The following is a 16732-nucleotide window of genomic DNA, read 5'->3' on the forward strand; positions in this document are numbered from 1 at the left end:
CGATATCTTCCAGTCCGCGCTCGAATGCCATTCGTCAATGCCTCGAAGCGTGAGCGAGCGGACGTGCGCCCTCCGTATCGGGCGCGGCTTCGCCGAGTACGCGGCCGCGAGTCTCCGGCAGCATGAGCACCGACAGCACGACGACCGTGTAAGCGAGCCCTGCATCGATGCCGATTGCCGTGCCAAGCGACATGTTCGCGGACATATGCCCGACGAGCACGGGAAATCCCGCCGATACGACGCGGCCGAAGTTGTAGCAGAACCCGACTCCCGTGCCGCGCATCCCGCGGGGATACAGTTCGTTGAAAAGCGCGCCCATGCTCGCGGGAATGCCCGCCGCGAAGAAGCCCAGCGGAAAGCCGAAGAACAGCATCGCGGTATTGCCGAGCGGAAGAAACAGATACGCGACCACCGTGATCACGCAGCAGATCGCGAATGTGAGGATGGTTTTTCGCCGACCGATCCGATCCAGCAACTGGGCGCTGACGAGGCATCCGCAAAAGAACGCAACGATCACCACGGCGAGATAACCGCCGGTACCGAGCACGGACAGATGGCGCTCGCTCTTCAGGAACGTCGGCAACCACGTCATCAGCGCGTAATAACCGCCGTGCGCGCCGACGCCGAGCAGTGCGCCAATCAACGTCATGCGAAGCATCTGCGTCGAGAAGATGCCGGCCACGGCGGGTTGGTCCGCATTGCGGCGCACTCGCGCGTCGCGTGCCGACTGCATGGCTTGCACCGACGTGCCCGGCTCCTGCACGCCGCGTCGGACATAGAGAATCAGAAGCGCGGGAATGATGCCGATTGCAAACATCACGCGCCACGCCGTGGCTGCGGGCACCAGCGAAAACATCAGCGCATAGAGCAACACCGCTGCGCCCCAGCCAACGGACCATGCGCTCTGCACACTGCCCATTGCCTTGCCGCGATGTTCGTTGCGGATAGTCTCGGCCATCAGCACTGCGCCTGCCGCCCACTCGCCGCCAAAGCCGAAACCCTGCAGTGTCTTCAGCACGAGGAATTGCGGATAGTTCTGCGCGAACGCGCACAGGAAGGTGAACACGGAGAAGATCGCGACCGTCCATTGCAGCGTCCTCACGCGTCCGAACCGGTCCGACAGCATGCCGGCGATCCATCCGCCCAGCGCCGATGCAACCAGCGTGACGCCACTGACCAGCCCTGCTTGCGTACGGCTGATCGACCACTCCGTGATGATCGCCGGAATCACGAGGCTGAACATCTGCACGTCGAGCGAGTCTAGCGCCCATCCGCCGAAGCATGCCCAGAACGTCCTGCGTTCATTGCCCGATATTTCCTTGAACCAGTTGAACATGCCGTCTCTCCGTCGCCGGTTTGTGTGCACAACAACGCGTTGCCGTTAGCGTTCGATCACTAGCGGATCTCCGCTTGATAGATGAATTCGCTGGCGGGACCACGCGAACGGCGCCACTCCAGCGGCTGCCGGTCGTAGCCGAGCGCAAGACGCTCGATCACGACGGCGGGCGCACCCGGCTGCATTTTCAGGAGCCTTGCGTGCCGTGCGTCGATGGCTTCGACCGTCAGCGTTTCCGTGGCGGACGCGACAATCTGATTGCACTGTGTCTCGTAGACGGGGTAAAGGAGGTCGCCGATGTCCTGCAGATCCATCTTCGCGAACGCGGCAAAGCGGGCGTAGGGAAGCCAGATTTCTTCGGCAAGCATCGGTACGCCGTCGATCAGCCGCACACGGGACATTTGAATCACGCGTGCGGTGCGCGATATTTGCAGTGTCGCCGCCACCGCGGAGGGCGCGTCGACGACCTCGCGGCGCAGTATCCGGCTCTCCGGGATGCGCCGTTCGCCTTGTCGCGTTTGAAAGCGAAAGAAACGAAACAGCGAACCGTCGAAATTTGCGCGACGGACGAACGTCCCCCTTCCCTGGAACCGTTCGAGGAGACCTTCTGCGACAAGCAGATCGACGGCCTTTCTGACCGTGCCGACGGCGAGACCGTAGCTTTGCGCGAGTGCTTGCTCGGTGGGGATGGCTTCGCCGGGGCGCCAATGACGCGCCGCGATCAGGGCCACCATTTCGTCGCGCAACCGCTGATAACGGGGCAATCGGCCATCCGCCTGCATGATCGTCTCCATGAAATTCATATATATGATTACATGTTTTGATGGGCCGGCCGATGGGGGATAACCCTGCACATGGTCGATGCGGGTCAGCGGGACGATGATGGCGAGGGATGCTTGCGTGATGGCGTACGTCGCGAGGGCGCGGAATGCACAGCGGACGCTCTTGATGTAGTGGAAACGAGCGCGACCTGGACAACACCGGATACGAACAGGTCTAACGTTAGGGACTCGGCTGTATGGGCTTTGGGGCTATACGCAAGAGCTTGCCGAAATCGCATCAGCGCTTCGGCAGCCTTCGCACGCCGGATCGAACAGGCAGACGCAATGCTTGAGAAGCATTGTTTGTAGCGCAGAGACGTGACCCAACGCGGAGTCGACGGCTATGACTGCGCGATCCTTATTGCAGTACCGTTCCTTACGGCGCGCCGTTGCATGTACGCACCGCCTCCGTCGTCATCGATGAGGTGTTTCAGGCGCGCTACGCAGCCATTTCGCCGCCGGTGAACGAATCGACGAAGTAGATGCGTGATGAAGCCGCTAGGCCCGTGATCGACCGACTCGTTGCCACTGCGTAGACGGCTGCGACCGAATCCGTCGGTGTCGGCCCATAAGCGAACTCTTTCCCTGCGCGGGCCAAGGCCGCAGGCCATCGCTGGGCGTCAAAACCTGACTGTACATCTGTCGAGCAGCAAGACCAGAATCAGAAGCTCCGCGAACGACAGCGCCTCCTGTCTGACGCTCGCCTTCATCGCTAATCGACGAAACGCGGCCGGACACTTCGCACGATGGCGAGCTGACGAATCCGGCGCCGAGCCGCTCGGCTGGTCCGCGACCGACGCCCGTTGGAGATCGCGAGGAAGGTATCGGCGAGCGTACCGAGCATGACCTCGGCACTGGCGCATTGGCCAAACGACCGTCTGCGCACCGTGGCAATAAAGGCCGCCGTTCCGACGACACAGCGCAAGAACTCGCACCATCCGCTGTGCCGGCCGCGACCGCATCCCGTCCGTGAAGTGTTCGAAAGTCCGCGAAGACAGCGGCGACGTTCACCGTGCCGCTGCATCACTCTCGGTTACGAGAGGCTCAGGCCGCCCGCAGGAGTTCTCGTGCGGTGTTCAGCATGCCGTCCGCCACAGCCGCCGAATCGATCGTGTAGGTGCCGCTTTTGAGCGCAGCCTTGATGGACTCGACCTTGGTTGTATCGATATCCGATGGGCCCGACGCTAACGCGGCAGTCGACGACACATGCACCGCCGAACTCGCTCCGGTGACGGTTTGTTCCTGCTTGTCCGTGCTGGCAATGTCGGCGCTACGAACTGCGCGCCGGACCGAAATTTCACGCGACGTGTCTGCGCTGTTGCTCGTCTGAATCTTCATGCTTGGGTTCCTCGTGGCTTGTATTCCTTCTAACGGTGCCAGCGTTGAAACCTTTACCATGCGAGCGGCCCCGACCCGCGCCAGAAGCGTCGCTTTCCGCCGGAAAGCCTTGCCCAGCAAGGCTCCAGGCAAATTGCAACAGTTTGAAACAAAGTGTGAATGGCTGTTGCGCGGTCAACTGAAGACCGCGCCGAACACGGACGCACCGCGATCGACCGGTGCTTCGCTTTTGGGGAGCGGTGCAATCTGGGCGAGTTTGTCGGCCAGCGCAGCCTCCGAAAACGGCTTCACCACGTAGCCGCTCGCCCCCGCGCGAATCGCCGCAACGACGTTTTCGCGGCGGGTTTCAGCGGTCACCATCAGCACCGGAATGTCTGCAAGTTCTTCCGACTGGCGAATCTCCTGCAGGAGCGTAAGCCCGTCCATGTTCGGCATGTTCCAGTCAGTGATGACCAGGTCGAACCGCTGCGCTTTGAGCTTCTCGAGTGCTGTCACGCCGTCGACTGCTTCCTCGATAATCGGATAACCGATCGCCTTCAGCATCTTTCGAATCAAGCTGCGCATGGTGGTCAGGTCATCGACCACCAGCAGACGCATATCCTTCTTTTCCATCTGCGAATCCTTCTCTCTCTACTGTGCTGCAATGTGCGGGAAACAAGTCGTGCGCGGCATGGGCAGATGCGCGCGCCGGCCATCGAAAGCATCGAGCAGCGCTTGCTGCCTGCTCGCCACGAAAAAGGCCCGCCTAATCGCGGGCCAAGTCTTGACGGAAGCCTGGTTGCATTCGGCTACCGTGTTATCGGCACGAACGCCCCTGCTTTTAGGCGGGCCGGCCTGTCAGGAAAGATGCGGCCGGCTCCTTTCATCAATGCGTCCTGAAAGCGGACACTGCGAGCCCGAGGCGGCGCGCCTGATCGTCCAGCGACGTCGCCGCTGCCGCGGCTTGCTCGACGAGCGCCGCGTTTTGCTGCGTTACATCGTCCATCTGTGCAACCGCCCGATTGATCTCTTCGATCCCCCGGCTTTGTTCGGTCGTCGCGGCAGAAATCTCGCTCATGATGTCGTTGACACGGTGAATCGACGTGACGATTTCCTTCATGGTGTTCCCCGCGCGATCCACGAGCTCCGTACCCGCCGTGACCTTTTCGACCGAGGTCTCGATGAGCGCCTTGATCTCCTTGGCCGCCGCGGCGCTTCGTTGAGCAAGCGTGCGCACTTCCGTGGCGACCACGGCGAAGCCCCGCCCCTGCTCGCCGGCGCGCGCGGCTTCCACTGCCGCGTTGAGCGCGAGAATGTTCGTCTGGAACGAGATGCCTTCGATGACCGCGATGATCTCGGCGACACGCGCGGAACTGTCCGAGATTTCCGACATCGTAGACACGACCTGGCCGACCACATCCCCGCCCGTCTGCGCGGTCGTTGCGGCACTCTCCGCCAGATGCGCACCTTGCGACGCGTTCTGCGCGCTTTGCTGCACCGTGCTCGTCAGTTGCGCGAGGCTGGACGCCGTCTCTTCGAGCGATGCCGCTTGCTCTTCGGTGCGTTGCGACAAGTCGGTGTTGCCGGCCGACACTTCGCTCGACGCCGTGCCGATGGAATCCGAGCTGGTCCGGATCTGCGTGAGCAGATTGACGAGATTCGCTTGCATGGCAGCGAGCGCCGCCAGCAACATGCCCGGCTCGTCGGCGCTGTCGGCGTCGATCCGCGCGGTCAGATCACCCTTCGCGATACCGTCAGCCGCCTCTACGGCGCGACGCAACGGCACGCAGATGGCGCGGGTCAGCCACAGCCCCAGCATCGAAGCGAGCGCCACGGCCACCAAGGTGCCGACGACGAGGATGGTCACCGTCACGCTGCGCAGATGCTGGACTTCTTCGTTGCGCTGAGCGAGCAGCACCGCTTCCGCGTCGCGAAAGTCCTTGAGCGTTGCACGCATCTGGTCCATTTGCGGCTTGCCGGACTGCGACTTGAAGTTCTTGACGAAGTCGTCCAGCGAACCGTTGCCGGCGGCGACCGCACGGCGGGTCGCCATCATCGGTTCGATAACGGTCGAGTACCACTGCCGCTCCTGTTCGCCGAGAACTTTCAGGCGCTCTTGCTGCCGAGCGTTGTCGGCGGTGAGGGACCGCAATGCGTCGAAGCGGTCTGCAAACCGTTGCTTGCCCTCGTTCAGCGGGGCGAGCACTGCGTCGTCTGCGCTGACGGCAAACGCGCGTAGCCCGGTTTCCATGTTGACGAGCGACAGCGTCGCTTCGTCGGCCGCCTGCAAGACTTGGTAGGAGTGGTCATTCCACGCGATCGCTTGCGTGAGCCGCGAGAGATTGCTGTAACTGACCCCTGAGAGAACCACGAGAATAGCTAGGACCGTGCCGAAAGCGAGTGCTAGCTTCCTTGATACTGACAAATTTCGAATGCTCATAGTTAGATCGATGCTTCACGCCGGAGTGCCACTCTCGACGTTTGGACACCTTCGTACGTCCGTCGGAGCGCGTTGCCGCACTTGCTATTTGCATGCTTTGCGCGGTCGATGCGAGACGCGTTGAAAAGCTGCAGACCTCTTAACGGCCACAGCAGGCCGACTCTTTAGGTACGCGAGCCCAGCCACGAACGGGAACGATTTTCGCGACGCATCACATGCATGCGCCGATGCAGATGGCGAGCCTCGAGCAAACCGGCCCCAATACATCGCGGTCGCTCGTCGCATGCAGATCGCGTTCGTGAAGCCGTTTCGCGCGCTGGTCGACACACGACGATCGGCATTCGGAGTATTGCGCCTTCGTCTAAAATAAGACGTTTCCGGCTGCATCGTTAGTGCGAGCGACAACGCCCTGACGGTCGTTCGAACCCGTCCGGTCCGGACCATCGTTGCACTCTGGAGTACCAGTCATACGCATGCACGCTCACGACCACGCATTGACGCTTGCACTGCTGGACGCGAATCCAGCGTTCTGTGCCGTTCTCGGGACAGACCTGACCATCGTCCAGGCCAATACGCGGTTCATGCAGCAGTTCGGCTGGCCACCGGCCGATCTCGACGCCGAGCCGTTTCTGTCCGTCATTCGCGCCAGGCTTCCCGAGCCATCCCGCGAAGATGCCTGCGCCCGGCTCATGTCCGCCGCAAGGCAAGCACTCGCCGGGGGCCGTGTTGCCAGCGCGATCGAACATGTAGCGGACGAATCGATGCCCGGTGGCATCCAGCCGTGGCGCTTCGACTTCCGTCCTCTCGGCGATGCCACGGGCAATGCCGCATACGGCGCGCCGGCCGTGCTTCTCGTCGCCCAGCCGGACGCCGAGTCCGCACTCTTGCCGGCACAAGGCAGCGTGCCCGGCTCGCGCGAGCGCAGCGCCCGTCCCGTCGAAGGCCCGCCTCTCTCCGATTCCGACGAACAATTGACCGATTACCGGCTGCTCGCGGAGGTCATGCCGCTCATCGTCTGGACCGCCCGGCCTGACGGCACGGTCGATTACCTGTCGAGCGTCGCGTTCCAGCACACCGCGCCGGACCAGCATTTGCTCGGGCGGGCCTGGGAAGCCCTGCTGCACCCGAACGACCGCGAGAACACGCTCGCGCGTTGGGCGGCATCCGTCGCCAGCGGTACGGACTACACCATCGACCATCGCTTCCGGCAGACGGACGGCACCTATCGCTGGATGCGCTCGCTCGCAAGTCCGATGCGCCGCACCGACGGGGCGATCGTCCGCTGGGTCGGCGCCACGATCGACGTCGGCAACCCCGGCAACGTCGAGCTGGATCGGATGCGCCTGGAATCGCGGTATCGCGCGCTGGTGACGGTGGCGAGCGCGGTGGCATACGTCTGCGACGCGATGGGGCGCTTCGTCGCGCCGCAGCCGTCCTGGGAGAGCTACACGGGCCAGCCGTGGGAGGAGCACCGGGATTACGGCTGGGTGGAGATGATTCATCCGGACGACCGCGCGACGGCCCAGGCGGCGCTCGCGAAGTCGCTCGCGACCAACACGCCTTATCGCGCGGACGTGCGCGTGTGGCATGCCGCTTCATCGACGCACCGGCGCTGCCAGGTGCGCGCCGCCGGCACGCACGACGAACAGGGCGCGGTGTTCGAATGGGTCGGCATGATCACCGACGTCGAGGAGACGCTGCGCTCGGCGCAAAGCCTGCGTGAGGAACGGCACCGCCTTCACTTGTCGATCGAAGCCGCGGACATCGGCACGTTCCATTGCCCGATTCCGTTCGACCGCATCATCTGGAATACGAAGTGCAAAGAGCACTTCTGGCTGCCGGCCAATGCAGGCGTGGGCATGGAGCTGTTCTACGCGAGGGTTCATCCCGACGACCGCAACAAGACGCGCGTGGCGGTCGAGCAGTCGGTGCAGCACGGCATTCCATACGACGTCGAATACCGGACCGTGTCGCCATCCGGCGAGATCCGGTGGATTCGCGCCAAGGGCCGCACGCACGTCGACGAGCAAGGCAAGCCGCTGCGCTTCGACGGCATCACCATCGACATTACGCGCCAGAAGACGCTCGAACTGGAGCGCGACCGGCTGCTGACGAACGAGCGGCTGCTGCGCCTCGAAGCGCAGCACACGAGCCAGCTGAAGGACACTTTTCTCGCGACGGTGTCGCACGAACTGCGCACGCCGCTCAACGCAATGCAATCGTGGCTGTTCCTGCTCAAGCAGGAGAACGCGAATCCCGGCCTGACCGCACGCGGGATCGACGCTATCGAACGCAATGTGCAGTTGCAGGCGCGGCTCGTCGACGATCTGCTGGACCTGAGCCGCATCGCGGCGGGCAAGCTTCTCATCAGCGCCGAACCGTTCGATCTCGTGCCGCTCCTCATGTCCGAGATCAGCGACATAGAACTCGCCGCCGGCGCCAAGCGCGTGACGGTGACGGCCGATCTGCCCGATGCGCTCGTTGTAGAAGGCGATGAGGTGCGGCTGCGTCAGGTGTTCTCCAACCTGCTCAGCAACGCGCTCAAGTACACCGGACAAGAGGGGCGCATCCGCGTTTGCGCGAGCACTGCGAATAACTGGGTGGAAGTTCAGGTCGCGGACAACGGCGCCGGCATTGCCGCTTCGTTCATCGACCGCGTGTTCGAGCCGTTCGCGCAAGCGTCGCAGGCGACGACGCGGACCTTCGGCGGACTCGGTATCGGACTGGCCATCGCCCGCAGCATCGTGACGCTGCATGGCGGCTCGATCACCGCGCAAAGCGACGGCGAAGGACGTGGCAGCACGTTCACGGTTCAGCTTCCGCGAGCGTCGGCGGCGCGATCGCGGCAAAGCGCCTCGGAACCGGTCAACGTCGCACCGGATTGCGGCGGAGCGCTCGCGGGCTTGTCCATCCTGCTCGTCGAAGACGAAGCGGACGCGCGCGAGGCGATGAGCGCCGTGCTTCAATCGGCGGGCGCCGCCGTGTGCGATGCGGATTCGGCGGCCGCCGCGCGTCGGTGCATCGCCGCGCAGGCGTTCGATGTCGTGCTGTCGGACATCGGCATGCCGGGCGAAGACGGCTATCTGCTGATGCGGTCGTTGCGCGAGGCGGGCTGGACCATGCCGGCCATCGCCGTGACGGCGTTTGGCACGCCTGAAGACAAGGCTCGCGCACGGCAGGCGGGCTTCGACATGCATTGCCCGAAGCCGGTTGACCCGGGCGCTTTGTTCCGCGCGATCACGCAGCTCGTGGCGAGGCATCGCGGCAAAGCGCTCTAACCGGGCAGCGTCCCGCGCGGACGGACGGCGTGACCGGCGGCGCAGTCCGCGCGCCGCTCAAGATTTTTTCATCGTTTCCGTAAACAGAGCTATCCGAACACCTTGACGCGTCGCCCATTCAGCGCGACGCGTCGCCCTCAGCAAGGAAGCTCTCGCAATGATGAAGTTATTGCTCGCCGTTGCGGCAGGCGCTGTCGCGCTTTCCGCCCCGCTCGTTCACGCACGCGAAATCTATGGCCAGATCGGCACGGAAGGCGCAGGCATCGGTTTCTCACAGCCGCTCGGCACGCACGACAACGTGCGCGCCGAATTCAACGGTGTGCAGTTCTCGCGCAGCTTCAGCACGAACGACCTGCATTACGACGGCACCGCGCATATCTATCATGGCGGCCTTTATCTCGACTTCTTTCCTGCGCCGAACACCGTGAGCTTCCGCATTACGGCGGGCGCGCTGATCGGCAATGACAACGTCGATGCCACCGCCACCAGCCCGAGCGGCAGCTACACGATCAACGGCACCCAGTACTCGACGCTCGGCGAAAGCATCCACGCCCGAGCGCGCTTCCCGACGGTGCGCCCGTACCTCGGCATCGGCTTCGGCCATACGCCGGTGGCGCAAAAGGGCTTCTCCGCTTTCTTCGATGCAGGCGTCGCCTACGGCCGTCCGCGCGTGGACCTGGAAGTGCCGGCCGATATCGTCGCCGAAGCCGGTGCGGCGAATGTCGAGGAAGAAAAGCGCGAATTGCAGGACAAGGCGGACAAGCTGCGCTTCTATCCGATCGTCAAGGTCGGCGTAACGTATCGGTTCTGACGCGGCACGGTCGAGGAAGCGTTCGCCTGAACCGGTGGAAGACCGGCCGCGATCAGCGCCGCAAGTTCACGAACGGCCCGCCGCCGCGAAGCGCGGCGGGAAGCGGCCGCGGTAGCCGCATCCAACATCCGTAAACGTCCGCGCTTGCTGCTAGTTCGGACGGCGCGACGCGGCACTTCGGTCTTACTAGGCGGTTGACTGTCTCGCTGGCCCCGCCCGGCTGGCCGCCGCAACACAATGCGATGCCAGCCCGGGCCAACGTTCGCGGTATCGCAGGCGAATGCGTTACACACCCTGTTCCAGTCCCAGAATTCGACGTTCGTTCTTCACAAAGCCAACGGACAGATGCACGCGTTCACATGCTGTCCGGAAGCGCCGACGCCACATCAATCGGGCGAAGGCCTTCAACTGCCTTCCGCAGCCGCCCCGATACGCGCTCGTCCCAGCGTCGCCACGCGCTGCAAGGTCAAGAGACCCAGCACGGCCAGCCCTGCCCCCAACATGAAGTCGATTTCCACGCCCGCACGGTCGACAATCGCGCCGCCCACGGCGGAGCCTGTCGCGATCGCCACCTGAATGATGCTGACGAACATCGCGGAGCCGGCTTCCGGATAGTCCGCCGTGCCGCGCTGTATCCACACGCTGAAGCACAACGGCAGCGCGCCGAAAGCCACGCCCCAGATCAGCATCGCGACGCTCTCGCCGACGTGCGAATGGCCCAGAAGCAGCATCGACATGATCGCGCCGAGAAGCAGCAGGATCATCGCGGCGACCGATTTGACGAGATGCTTCGCGACGAACATCGACATGAGCGCGTTGGAAAAGAAGCCGATGACGCCGAACCCGAGCAGCAGCAACGTGATCGCGTTGAGCGAGAAGTCGCGTTCGAGCAATGGCGCGATGTAGGTGTAAGTCGAGAAGTGCGCGCCGAACGCGAACGCGACCATGATCATGCTCAAGCGCGCGTGCGGCCTTGCGAGCAGCGCCCGGAAATCGCCGATGCGAAGGCCCGATGCAGACGGCAGCCGCGGCACGAGCAGCGCTTGCGCCGCGAGCGCGACCGCGACGAGGCCCGCAGTCGCTGCAAACGACAGCCGCCACGACGCGAACGATGCGATGAAGATGCCGAGAGGCACGCCGATGACCGTCGCGAACGTGACGCCCGTCAGGATGATGGCCGTTGCTTTCGCTGCGTCCTTGCCCTGCACGAGTCGCGGCGCAGCAGCCGTCGCGAGTGTCCAGAATCCGCCGAGCGCCGCGCCGAGCAACGCGCGTCCCACGAGCATCGTCGAAAAACCGGGCGCCATCGCGCACACCACGTTGGACACGAACAGGACGGCCGTGAGCAGCAGGAAAACGTATCGACGGTCCATGCGGCCCGCGCCGACGAGCAGCGTCGGCGCGAAAATGGCAGCCATGACGCCGGGCGTCGTCACCATCAGACCCGCGACGCCGGCACTCACGCCCAGATCGTGTGCAATCTGCGGCAAAAGCCCGACCGGCAGGAATTCCGCGGTCACGAACGCGAATGCGCTGACTGCGACCGCAAGCACGGCAAGCCACTGGCGTAACGTCGTTGCATGATTGTCCGATACTCGGAACTCGGAAGAGGTGTCGAAGTGCATCGTGTTGACCAGAAAAATGGCGAAGCCCTGACCTCGATCCGGCATCGAACGGCCAGTGCAACAAATGCGTCACTGTAGGGGGATACGCGACGACGAAAAAGGGTTGGGCGTCGAATTGACAATCCGGGTCAGGCGAACAATCGCGCGTCATGCGCGGTTGCGGTGCAAGCGGGATCGGCGTGGTAACGCCACTCTCGAGCCGATGCACCGGTCATGCGCGAGGCCCGTGCGAAATGCTTTGGTCTCCTTGCAACGCAAGGCCCAATGCCCGATGCACTTGCCATGCCTGTCCCCCTTCGCGCCTGCCATGCGATGATGTCGGACTCGTTCGCGCGCCCGACGGCGGCATCGCGGCGCGAGAAAAGCATGGCCTGGACCACACGACATAGCGATCGCCGGAAAAAGACACGAAGAAGTCGACGTTCGGTTCATCGAGGGCGTCATTGCATGCGAAGACTTATGTGTTCGACCGCAAGCGAATCTTCATCGGTTCGATGAATCTCGATCCACGTTCCATTGCATTAAACACGGAGATCGGCGTGTATTGCGAAAGCGCGGCGGCAGCCGAACACGTGGCGGCGGGCATCGGAACGAATATAGACCGCATTGCGTGGCGTGTGGACTTGCAGGATGAAGGCAACGGCAGCACGCGCATGGTGTGGATCGATACCGACGCTCATGGCAACGCTATGGTGCTGCGAAGCGAGCCGGACGTGTCTGTGTTGCAGCGCGCGGGCATCTGGATGCTCGGCATTCTGCCGATAGAATCCCAATTGTGATTCAGCGCCCAGGCGCTATGCGTGATGGACTTGCGGCTCACCGACGACGCGCATGAGCCAGTTGTTCTCATCCGCGGTCTTGCCGGCCCAATGCGCTTCCCGACGACGCTCGGCACGAATAGGCGCAACGGCCGTCGCCGTGCCCTTGCCGCCGGCCCCTTCCGCCGCCGAATGGGAAGCCAGCCCACAGCCACGGTTTTTTTGCAACGCGTGGTCCTTTGTTAAGCTGTGCGGCCATGCCCGACATCAAGCTCAACATGACGCCCGACGACCGCCCCGCGATCGCGCCGCAAGCCGCGCTTTCGCGAGCGGACCGCGTCTATTACACGCTGCGGACCGACATCTTCGACATGCGTCTGCTGCCGGGCGACCGGCTCACGGAAGGCGCAATCGCCGAACGCTTCGCGGTCTCGCGCACGCCCGCGCGCGAAGCGCTGCAGCGCCTGCAAAGCGATGGCCTGATGCAAGGCTATGTGCGCGGCGGCTGGGAAGTCGTGCCTATCGACAACAAGCGCTTCGACGATCTGTATGAGATGCGTCAGATGATCGAAACGTTCGCCGTGCGCAAGCTCTGCGCGGGCGACGCACCGCAAGCCGAACTGCATCTGCTGCTCGATGCGCTCGACCGCATCTGGAAAGTCGGGCGCGCGCGGCGCATTGCGGACGGCGGGGAGCTCGTCGAACTGGACGAAGCACTGCACCACGCGCTCGTGGCCGCTGCGGGAAACGACGAGCTGACCGCGGCGATGCAGCGCGTGACCGACCGCATTCGCGTCGTGCGACGGCTCGATCTCGTGCATGGCGACGGCATCGCGGAAACTTACGACGAGCACGCCGCGATTCTCGACGCCATTCGCCGTGGCGACGCTGCGCAGAGCGTCGAACTCGTCTCGCGCCATATCGGCGGCAGTCAGGCGAGCGTGAGCAGCCTCAGCCTGCAACGGCTGCTCGCCGCAGGCACCGACGCGGGGCGAAAGCTCACTCACGGAGCACCAGCACGGCCTCGGCGCACCATCTGACGACATCAGCCGCGCTTGCGCAGGACGTCACCGTGCACGGCGCGGGGCCTTACGGGACAAGACTTCTCAGGGTTTGCACCAACGCCTGGCACAGATATCGCATTGATCGCTTCCGATGTATACAAGGAAACGTCAATGCCTCTGAATGACCCGCACATCGCGGCGAACACACTGAATCCCACGCGCGGATCGCGCGGCATGGCAGTCGCGCCGCATGCGCTCGCATCGCAAAGCGCGCTCGCCGTATTGCGCGAAGGCGGCAACGCGGTCGAGGCGATGATCGCCGCCGCCGCGACCATCGCGGTGGTTTATCCGCACATGAACAGCATCGGTGGGGACGGCTTCTGGCTGATCTCGCGGCCCGGTCACGCGCCCATCGGCATCGAGGCGTGCGGAGCGGCGGCGATCCGCGCCGACATTGATACGTATCGCGGACTCGGCCTGAGCGCGATTCCCGCACGCGGCCCGCTTGCGGCCAACACGGTCGCCGGCACGGTGTCCGGCTGGGACTTCGCTCAGCGGTTCTCGCAAGACGCGCTCGGCGGCCGCCTGCCTGTCGCGCGCCTGCTGGAGGACGCGATCCACTACGCGAAGCACGGCATGCCCGTGACGCGCAGTCAGGCGGACTGCATCGCGGCCAAGCGTGGCGAATTGGAGCGCGTGCCCGGCTTCGCCGAGACCTTCCTTCCCGATTCACGCGCGCCGCGCACCGGCGAACGCTTCGCCAACGCGCGTCTCGCCGCGACGCTGCAACGCCTCGCCGATGCCGGCTTCGACGATTTCTATCGCGGCGATCTTGCGCGCAGCATCGCACGCGATCTGTCGTCGCTCGAGACGCTCATCACGCTGGATGACCTCGAGCGCCACCGCGCCCGCGAGCGCACGCCCCTTGCGCTGAAGCACACGCTCGGCACCGTCTATAACATGCCGCCGCCGACGCAAGGCCTCGTGTCGCTGCTCATCCTCGGCGTGCTGGACCGCGTGCTCACCGACGACATGGACCCGCTCGGGCCCGAGTTCGTTCATGCGTGCGTCGAGGCGACGAAGCTCGCCTTCAAGGTGCGCGACGAACACGTCACGGACCCGGACCATATGCGCATCGACGCGGTGACGCAGCTCGACCCCGCCGCGCTCGACACGATGGCGAGCCGGCTTTCGATGACGCGCGCGGCACCGTGGGGCCGTGGCCGCGGTCCCGGCGACACGGTCTGGATGGGCGTCGTCGACGGCGACGGCGTGGCCGTCAGCTTCATCCAGAGCATCTATCACGAATTCGGCAGCGGCATCGTGCTGCCGGAGTCGGGCATCAACTGGCAAAACCGCGGGTGCAGCTTCTCGCTCGATCCGTCGTCGGTCAATCCGCTCATGCCGGGACGCCGTCCGTTTCACACGCTCAATCCCGCCCTCGCTCACTTCGCCGATGGCCGCACGATGGTCTACGGCAACATGGGCGGCGACGGCCAGCCGCAGTCGCAGAGCGCGGTGTTCTCGCGCATCGCGCGATTCGGATGGAATCCGCAGGCCGCAATCGATGCGCCCCGCTGGCTGCTCGGCCGCACCTGGGGCCAGTCCACCGATTCGCTCAAGCTCGAAGCACGCTTCTCCACGGAGACCGTCGACGCCTTGCGGGCGCTCGGCCACGAGGTAGACGTTCTCGCGTCGTACGACGAAGCGATGGGTCACGCTGGCGCAATCGTTCGGCGTCCTGATGGATCGTTCGAAGCGGGATGCGATCCGCGCAGCGACGGCGTTGCCGCAGGCTGGTAGCGCGCCCGGCCGCATCACATCACCGATTCATCTCCCCGGTCCCGCGTTTTGCCGGACCGGAGGGCAGCTTTCATTCTTTCGATTCGCAATCAAACCGGGGAACGCACATGAACACACACATTCAGACGCTGCACGACGATGCCGCTGCGAGCGCGCCGGCCGTCGCGGCTCATCACCGCTGGCTTCAGCTAGGCTTGGGCCTGCTCTGCATGATGGCTATTTCCAGCCCGCAATACGTGTGGACGCTGCTGACCAAGCCGCTGTCGGCGAAGCTCGGTGTGCCGCTGCCCGAACTGCAGGTCACCTTCTCGCTGCTCATCATCCTGCAGACGTTTTTCTCGCCGTTTCAGGGCAAGCTGATCGACCGCTTCGGCCCGCGTCTTCTGATTTCGCTCGGCACGGTAATGTCGGGCCTGAGCTGGGTGCTCGCGTCCATGGCCACGAGCACGTCCATGCTTTATCTCACGTACGGTCTCGTCGGCGGATTGGGTACGGGCATCGTGTATGTCGGCGTCGTGGGGCTGATGGTGCGCTGGTTTCCGGATCGCCGCGGCTTCGCGGCCGGCGCGGTGGCAGCGGGTTACGGCATGGGCGCGATCGTGACCACGTTCCCGATCTCCGCTTCGCTGGCGGCGCGCGGTCTCGACGCCACGCTGTGGATTTACGGCATTGCCTTCGCAATCGTCGGCTTCATCGCGTCGCAGGGCCTGCGCGTGCCGCGGGCTGCGATGTCGGCAAATATATCGGCGAATACGTCGGCGCTCGCGGCATCGAACGTGCCGGACCTTCGTCCCTCGCAGATGATGAAGTCGCCCGTGTTCTGGCTCATGTTCGCCATGATGACGATGATGTCCACCTCCGGCCTCATGGTCACCTCGCAGATGGCGACCTTCGCGGCGGACTTCGGCATCACGAGAGTCGTCGTGTTCGGCATGGCGGCGCTGCCGCTCGCGCTGACCATCGACCGCTTCACGAACGGTCTCACGCGCCCTCTCTTCGGCTTGGTATCGGACCGCTTCGGCCGCGAAAACACGATGTGCTTCGCGTTCGCGCTGGAAGGTTTCGCGATGGCGCTGTGGCTGCTCACGCGCGACAACGCCCTGCTGTTCGTGCTGCTGTCGGGCGTGGTGTTTTTCGGCTGGGGCGAGATTTTCTCGCTCTTCCCGTCGACGTTGACCGACACCTTCGGCACGCGCCATGCCACCGAGAACTACGGGTGGCTGTATATCTCGCAAGGCATCGGCTCGATCTTCGGGGGGCCGCTCGCGGCGCTCCTGCATCAACACGCCGGTAGCTGGGTGCCGGTCTTCAGCGTCGCGATTACGCTCGACATTGCGACGGCCCTGCTCGCGCTGTTCTTGCTCAAGCCCATGCGCGCTCGCTTTATGGCGAAAGCGATGGCATGAGGCTATGCCCGGGTCGTCGCGCGCGAGCGCGGCGAGGTTCCGTGACTGCCGCGTGATGCCCACTCGAACGCGGCAAGCACGGCGTCGGTTCTGACAAGACTGCGCTGCACGCAAGTCGCACGCGCTTTCGTCA

Annotated in this window: 11 protein-coding genes and 1 pseudogene; 6 read left to right on the forward strand and 6 right to left on the reverse strand. The window is 64.1% G+C overall.

All coding sequences use genetic code 11. The features are described 5' to 3' along the window. Positions 1-34 precede the first annotated feature (34 nt). The 5 genes from P9239_RS20385 to P9239_RS20405 all read right to left on the reverse strand — a co-directional run bounded on the left by P9239_RS20385 (position 35) and on the right by P9239_RS20405 (position 5845). A complete protein-coding gene (locus tag P9239_RS20385) occupies positions 35-1336 on the reverse strand; it encodes an MFS transporter (protein ID WP_309754264.1) in 1302 nt (433 codons plus the stop codon). A gap of 59 nt (positions 1337-1395) precedes the next feature. Next, positions 1396-2118 (reverse strand): GntR family transcriptional regulator, encoded by a 723-nt coding sequence (locus P9239_RS20390; RefSeq protein ID WP_309755508.1) that lies wholly within the window; start codon positions 2116-2118, stop codon positions 1396-1398. 1083 nt (positions 2119-3201) lie between these two features. Continuing rightward, a complete protein-coding gene (flgM, locus tag P9239_RS20395) occupies positions 3202-3495 on the reverse strand; it encodes a flagellar biosynthesis anti-sigma factor FlgM (protein WP_309754266.1) in 294 nt (97 codons plus the stop codon). Between the two features lie 174 nt (positions 3496-3669). Then, on the reverse strand, positions 3670-4107 hold the full coding sequence (locus P9239_RS20400) for a response regulator (RefSeq protein WP_309754268.1): 438 nt from the start codon (positions 4105-4107) through the stop codon (positions 3670-3672). Between the two features lie 253 nt (positions 4108-4360). Beyond that, positions 4361-5845, reverse strand: a complete 1485-nt coding sequence (locus tag P9239_RS20405; protein ID WP_309754270.1) for a methyl-accepting chemotaxis protein — start codon at positions 5843-5845, stop codon at positions 4361-4363. Positions 5846-6387: 542 nt separating this feature from the next. On the opposite strand from P9239_RS20405, the gene P9239_RS20410 reads away from it, so the two are divergent. Beyond that, on the forward strand, positions 6388-9192 hold the full coding sequence (locus P9239_RS20410; protein WP_309754272.1) for a PAS domain-containing protein: 2805 nt from the start codon (positions 6388-6390) through the stop codon (positions 9190-9192). Positions 9193-9349: 157 nt separating this feature from the next. Then, complete coding sequence (locus P9239_RS20415) at positions 9350-10003, forward strand: hypothetical protein (RefSeq protein WP_309754274.1); 654 nt, start codon at positions 9350-9352, stop codon at positions 10001-10003. Between the two features lie 404 nt (positions 10004-10407). Here P9239_RS20415 and P9239_RS20420 read toward each other — a convergent pair whose 3' ends face one another. Further along, the gene (locus P9239_RS20420; RefSeq protein ID WP_309755510.1) at positions 10408-11628 is read right to left on the reverse strand and encodes an MFS transporter; all 1221 of its coding nucleotides are present in this window, start codon (positions 11626-11628) and stop codon (positions 10408-10410) included. Positions 11629-12029: 401 nt separating this feature from the next. Here P9239_RS20420 and P9239_RS20425 point away from each other — a divergent pair. From P9239_RS20425 to oxlT, 4 genes and pseudogenes are all read left to right on the forward strand, one after another. Then, positions 12030-12407 (forward strand): annotated as a pseudogene (locus tag P9239_RS20425) (phospholipase D-like domain-containing protein); the annotation flags it as partial. 236 nt (positions 12408-12643) lie between these two features. Beyond that, complete coding sequence (locus P9239_RS20430) at positions 12644-13426, forward strand: GntR family transcriptional regulator (protein WP_309754275.1); 783 nt, start codon at positions 12644-12646, stop codon at positions 13424-13426. A 135-nt stretch (positions 13427-13561) separates the two neighbouring features. Continuing rightward, positions 13562-15193, forward strand: coding sequence for a gamma-glutamyltransferase family protein (locus P9239_RS20435; protein WP_309754277.1), 1632 nt, complete (start codon positions 13562-13564; stop codon positions 15191-15193). A gap of 107 nt (positions 15194-15300) precedes the next feature. After that, a complete protein-coding gene (gene oxlT / locus P9239_RS20440; RefSeq protein ID WP_309754279.1) occupies positions 15301-16599 on the forward strand; it encodes an oxalate/formate MFS antiporter in 1299 nt (432 codons plus the stop codon). The last annotated feature ends 133 nt before the right edge of the window (positions 16600-16732 follow it).

The organism is Caballeronia sp. LZ062 (genome assembly GCF_031450785.1).
Taxonomy (GTDB): domain Bacteria; phylum Pseudomonadota; class Gammaproteobacteria; order Burkholderiales; family Burkholderiaceae; genus Caballeronia.

Coding starts and splice junctions, on each gene's coding strand:
- P9239_RS20390 (WP_309755508.1), bottom strand. CDS start 2,118: ATGCAGGCGGATGGCCGATTGCCCCGTTATCAGCGGTTGCGCGACGAA.
- P9239_RS20430 (WP_309754275.1), top strand. CDS start 12,644: ATGCCCGACATCAAGCTCAACATGACGCCCGACGACCGCCCCGCGATC.
- P9239_RS20435 (WP_309754277.1), top strand. CDS start 13,562: ATGCCTCTGAATGACCCGCACATCGCGGCGAACACACTGAATCCCACG.
- P9239_RS20385 (WP_309754264.1), bottom strand. CDS start 1,336: ATGTTCAACTGGTTCAAGGAAATATCGGGCAATGAACGCAGGACGTTC.
- P9239_RS20420 (WP_309755510.1), bottom strand. CDS start 11,628: ATGCACTTCGACACCTCTTCCGAGTTCCGAGTATCGGACAATCATGCA.
- flgM (WP_309754266.1), bottom strand. CDS start 3,495: ATGAAGATTCAGACGAGCAACAGCGCAGACACGTCGCGTGAAATTTCG.
- P9239_RS20410 (WP_309754272.1), top strand. CDS start 6,388: ATGCACGCTCACGACCACGCATTGACGCTTGCACTGCTGGACGCGAAT.
- P9239_RS20400 (WP_309754268.1), bottom strand. CDS start 4,107: ATGGAAAAGAAGGATATGCGTCTGCTGGTGGTCGATGACCTGACCACC.
- oxlT (WP_309754279.1), top strand. CDS start 15,301: ATGAACACACACATTCAGACGCTGCACGACGATGCCGCTGCGAGCGCG.
- P9239_RS20415 (WP_309754274.1), top strand. CDS start 9,350: ATGATGAAGTTATTGCTCGCCGTTGCGGCAGGCGCTGTCGCGCTTTCC.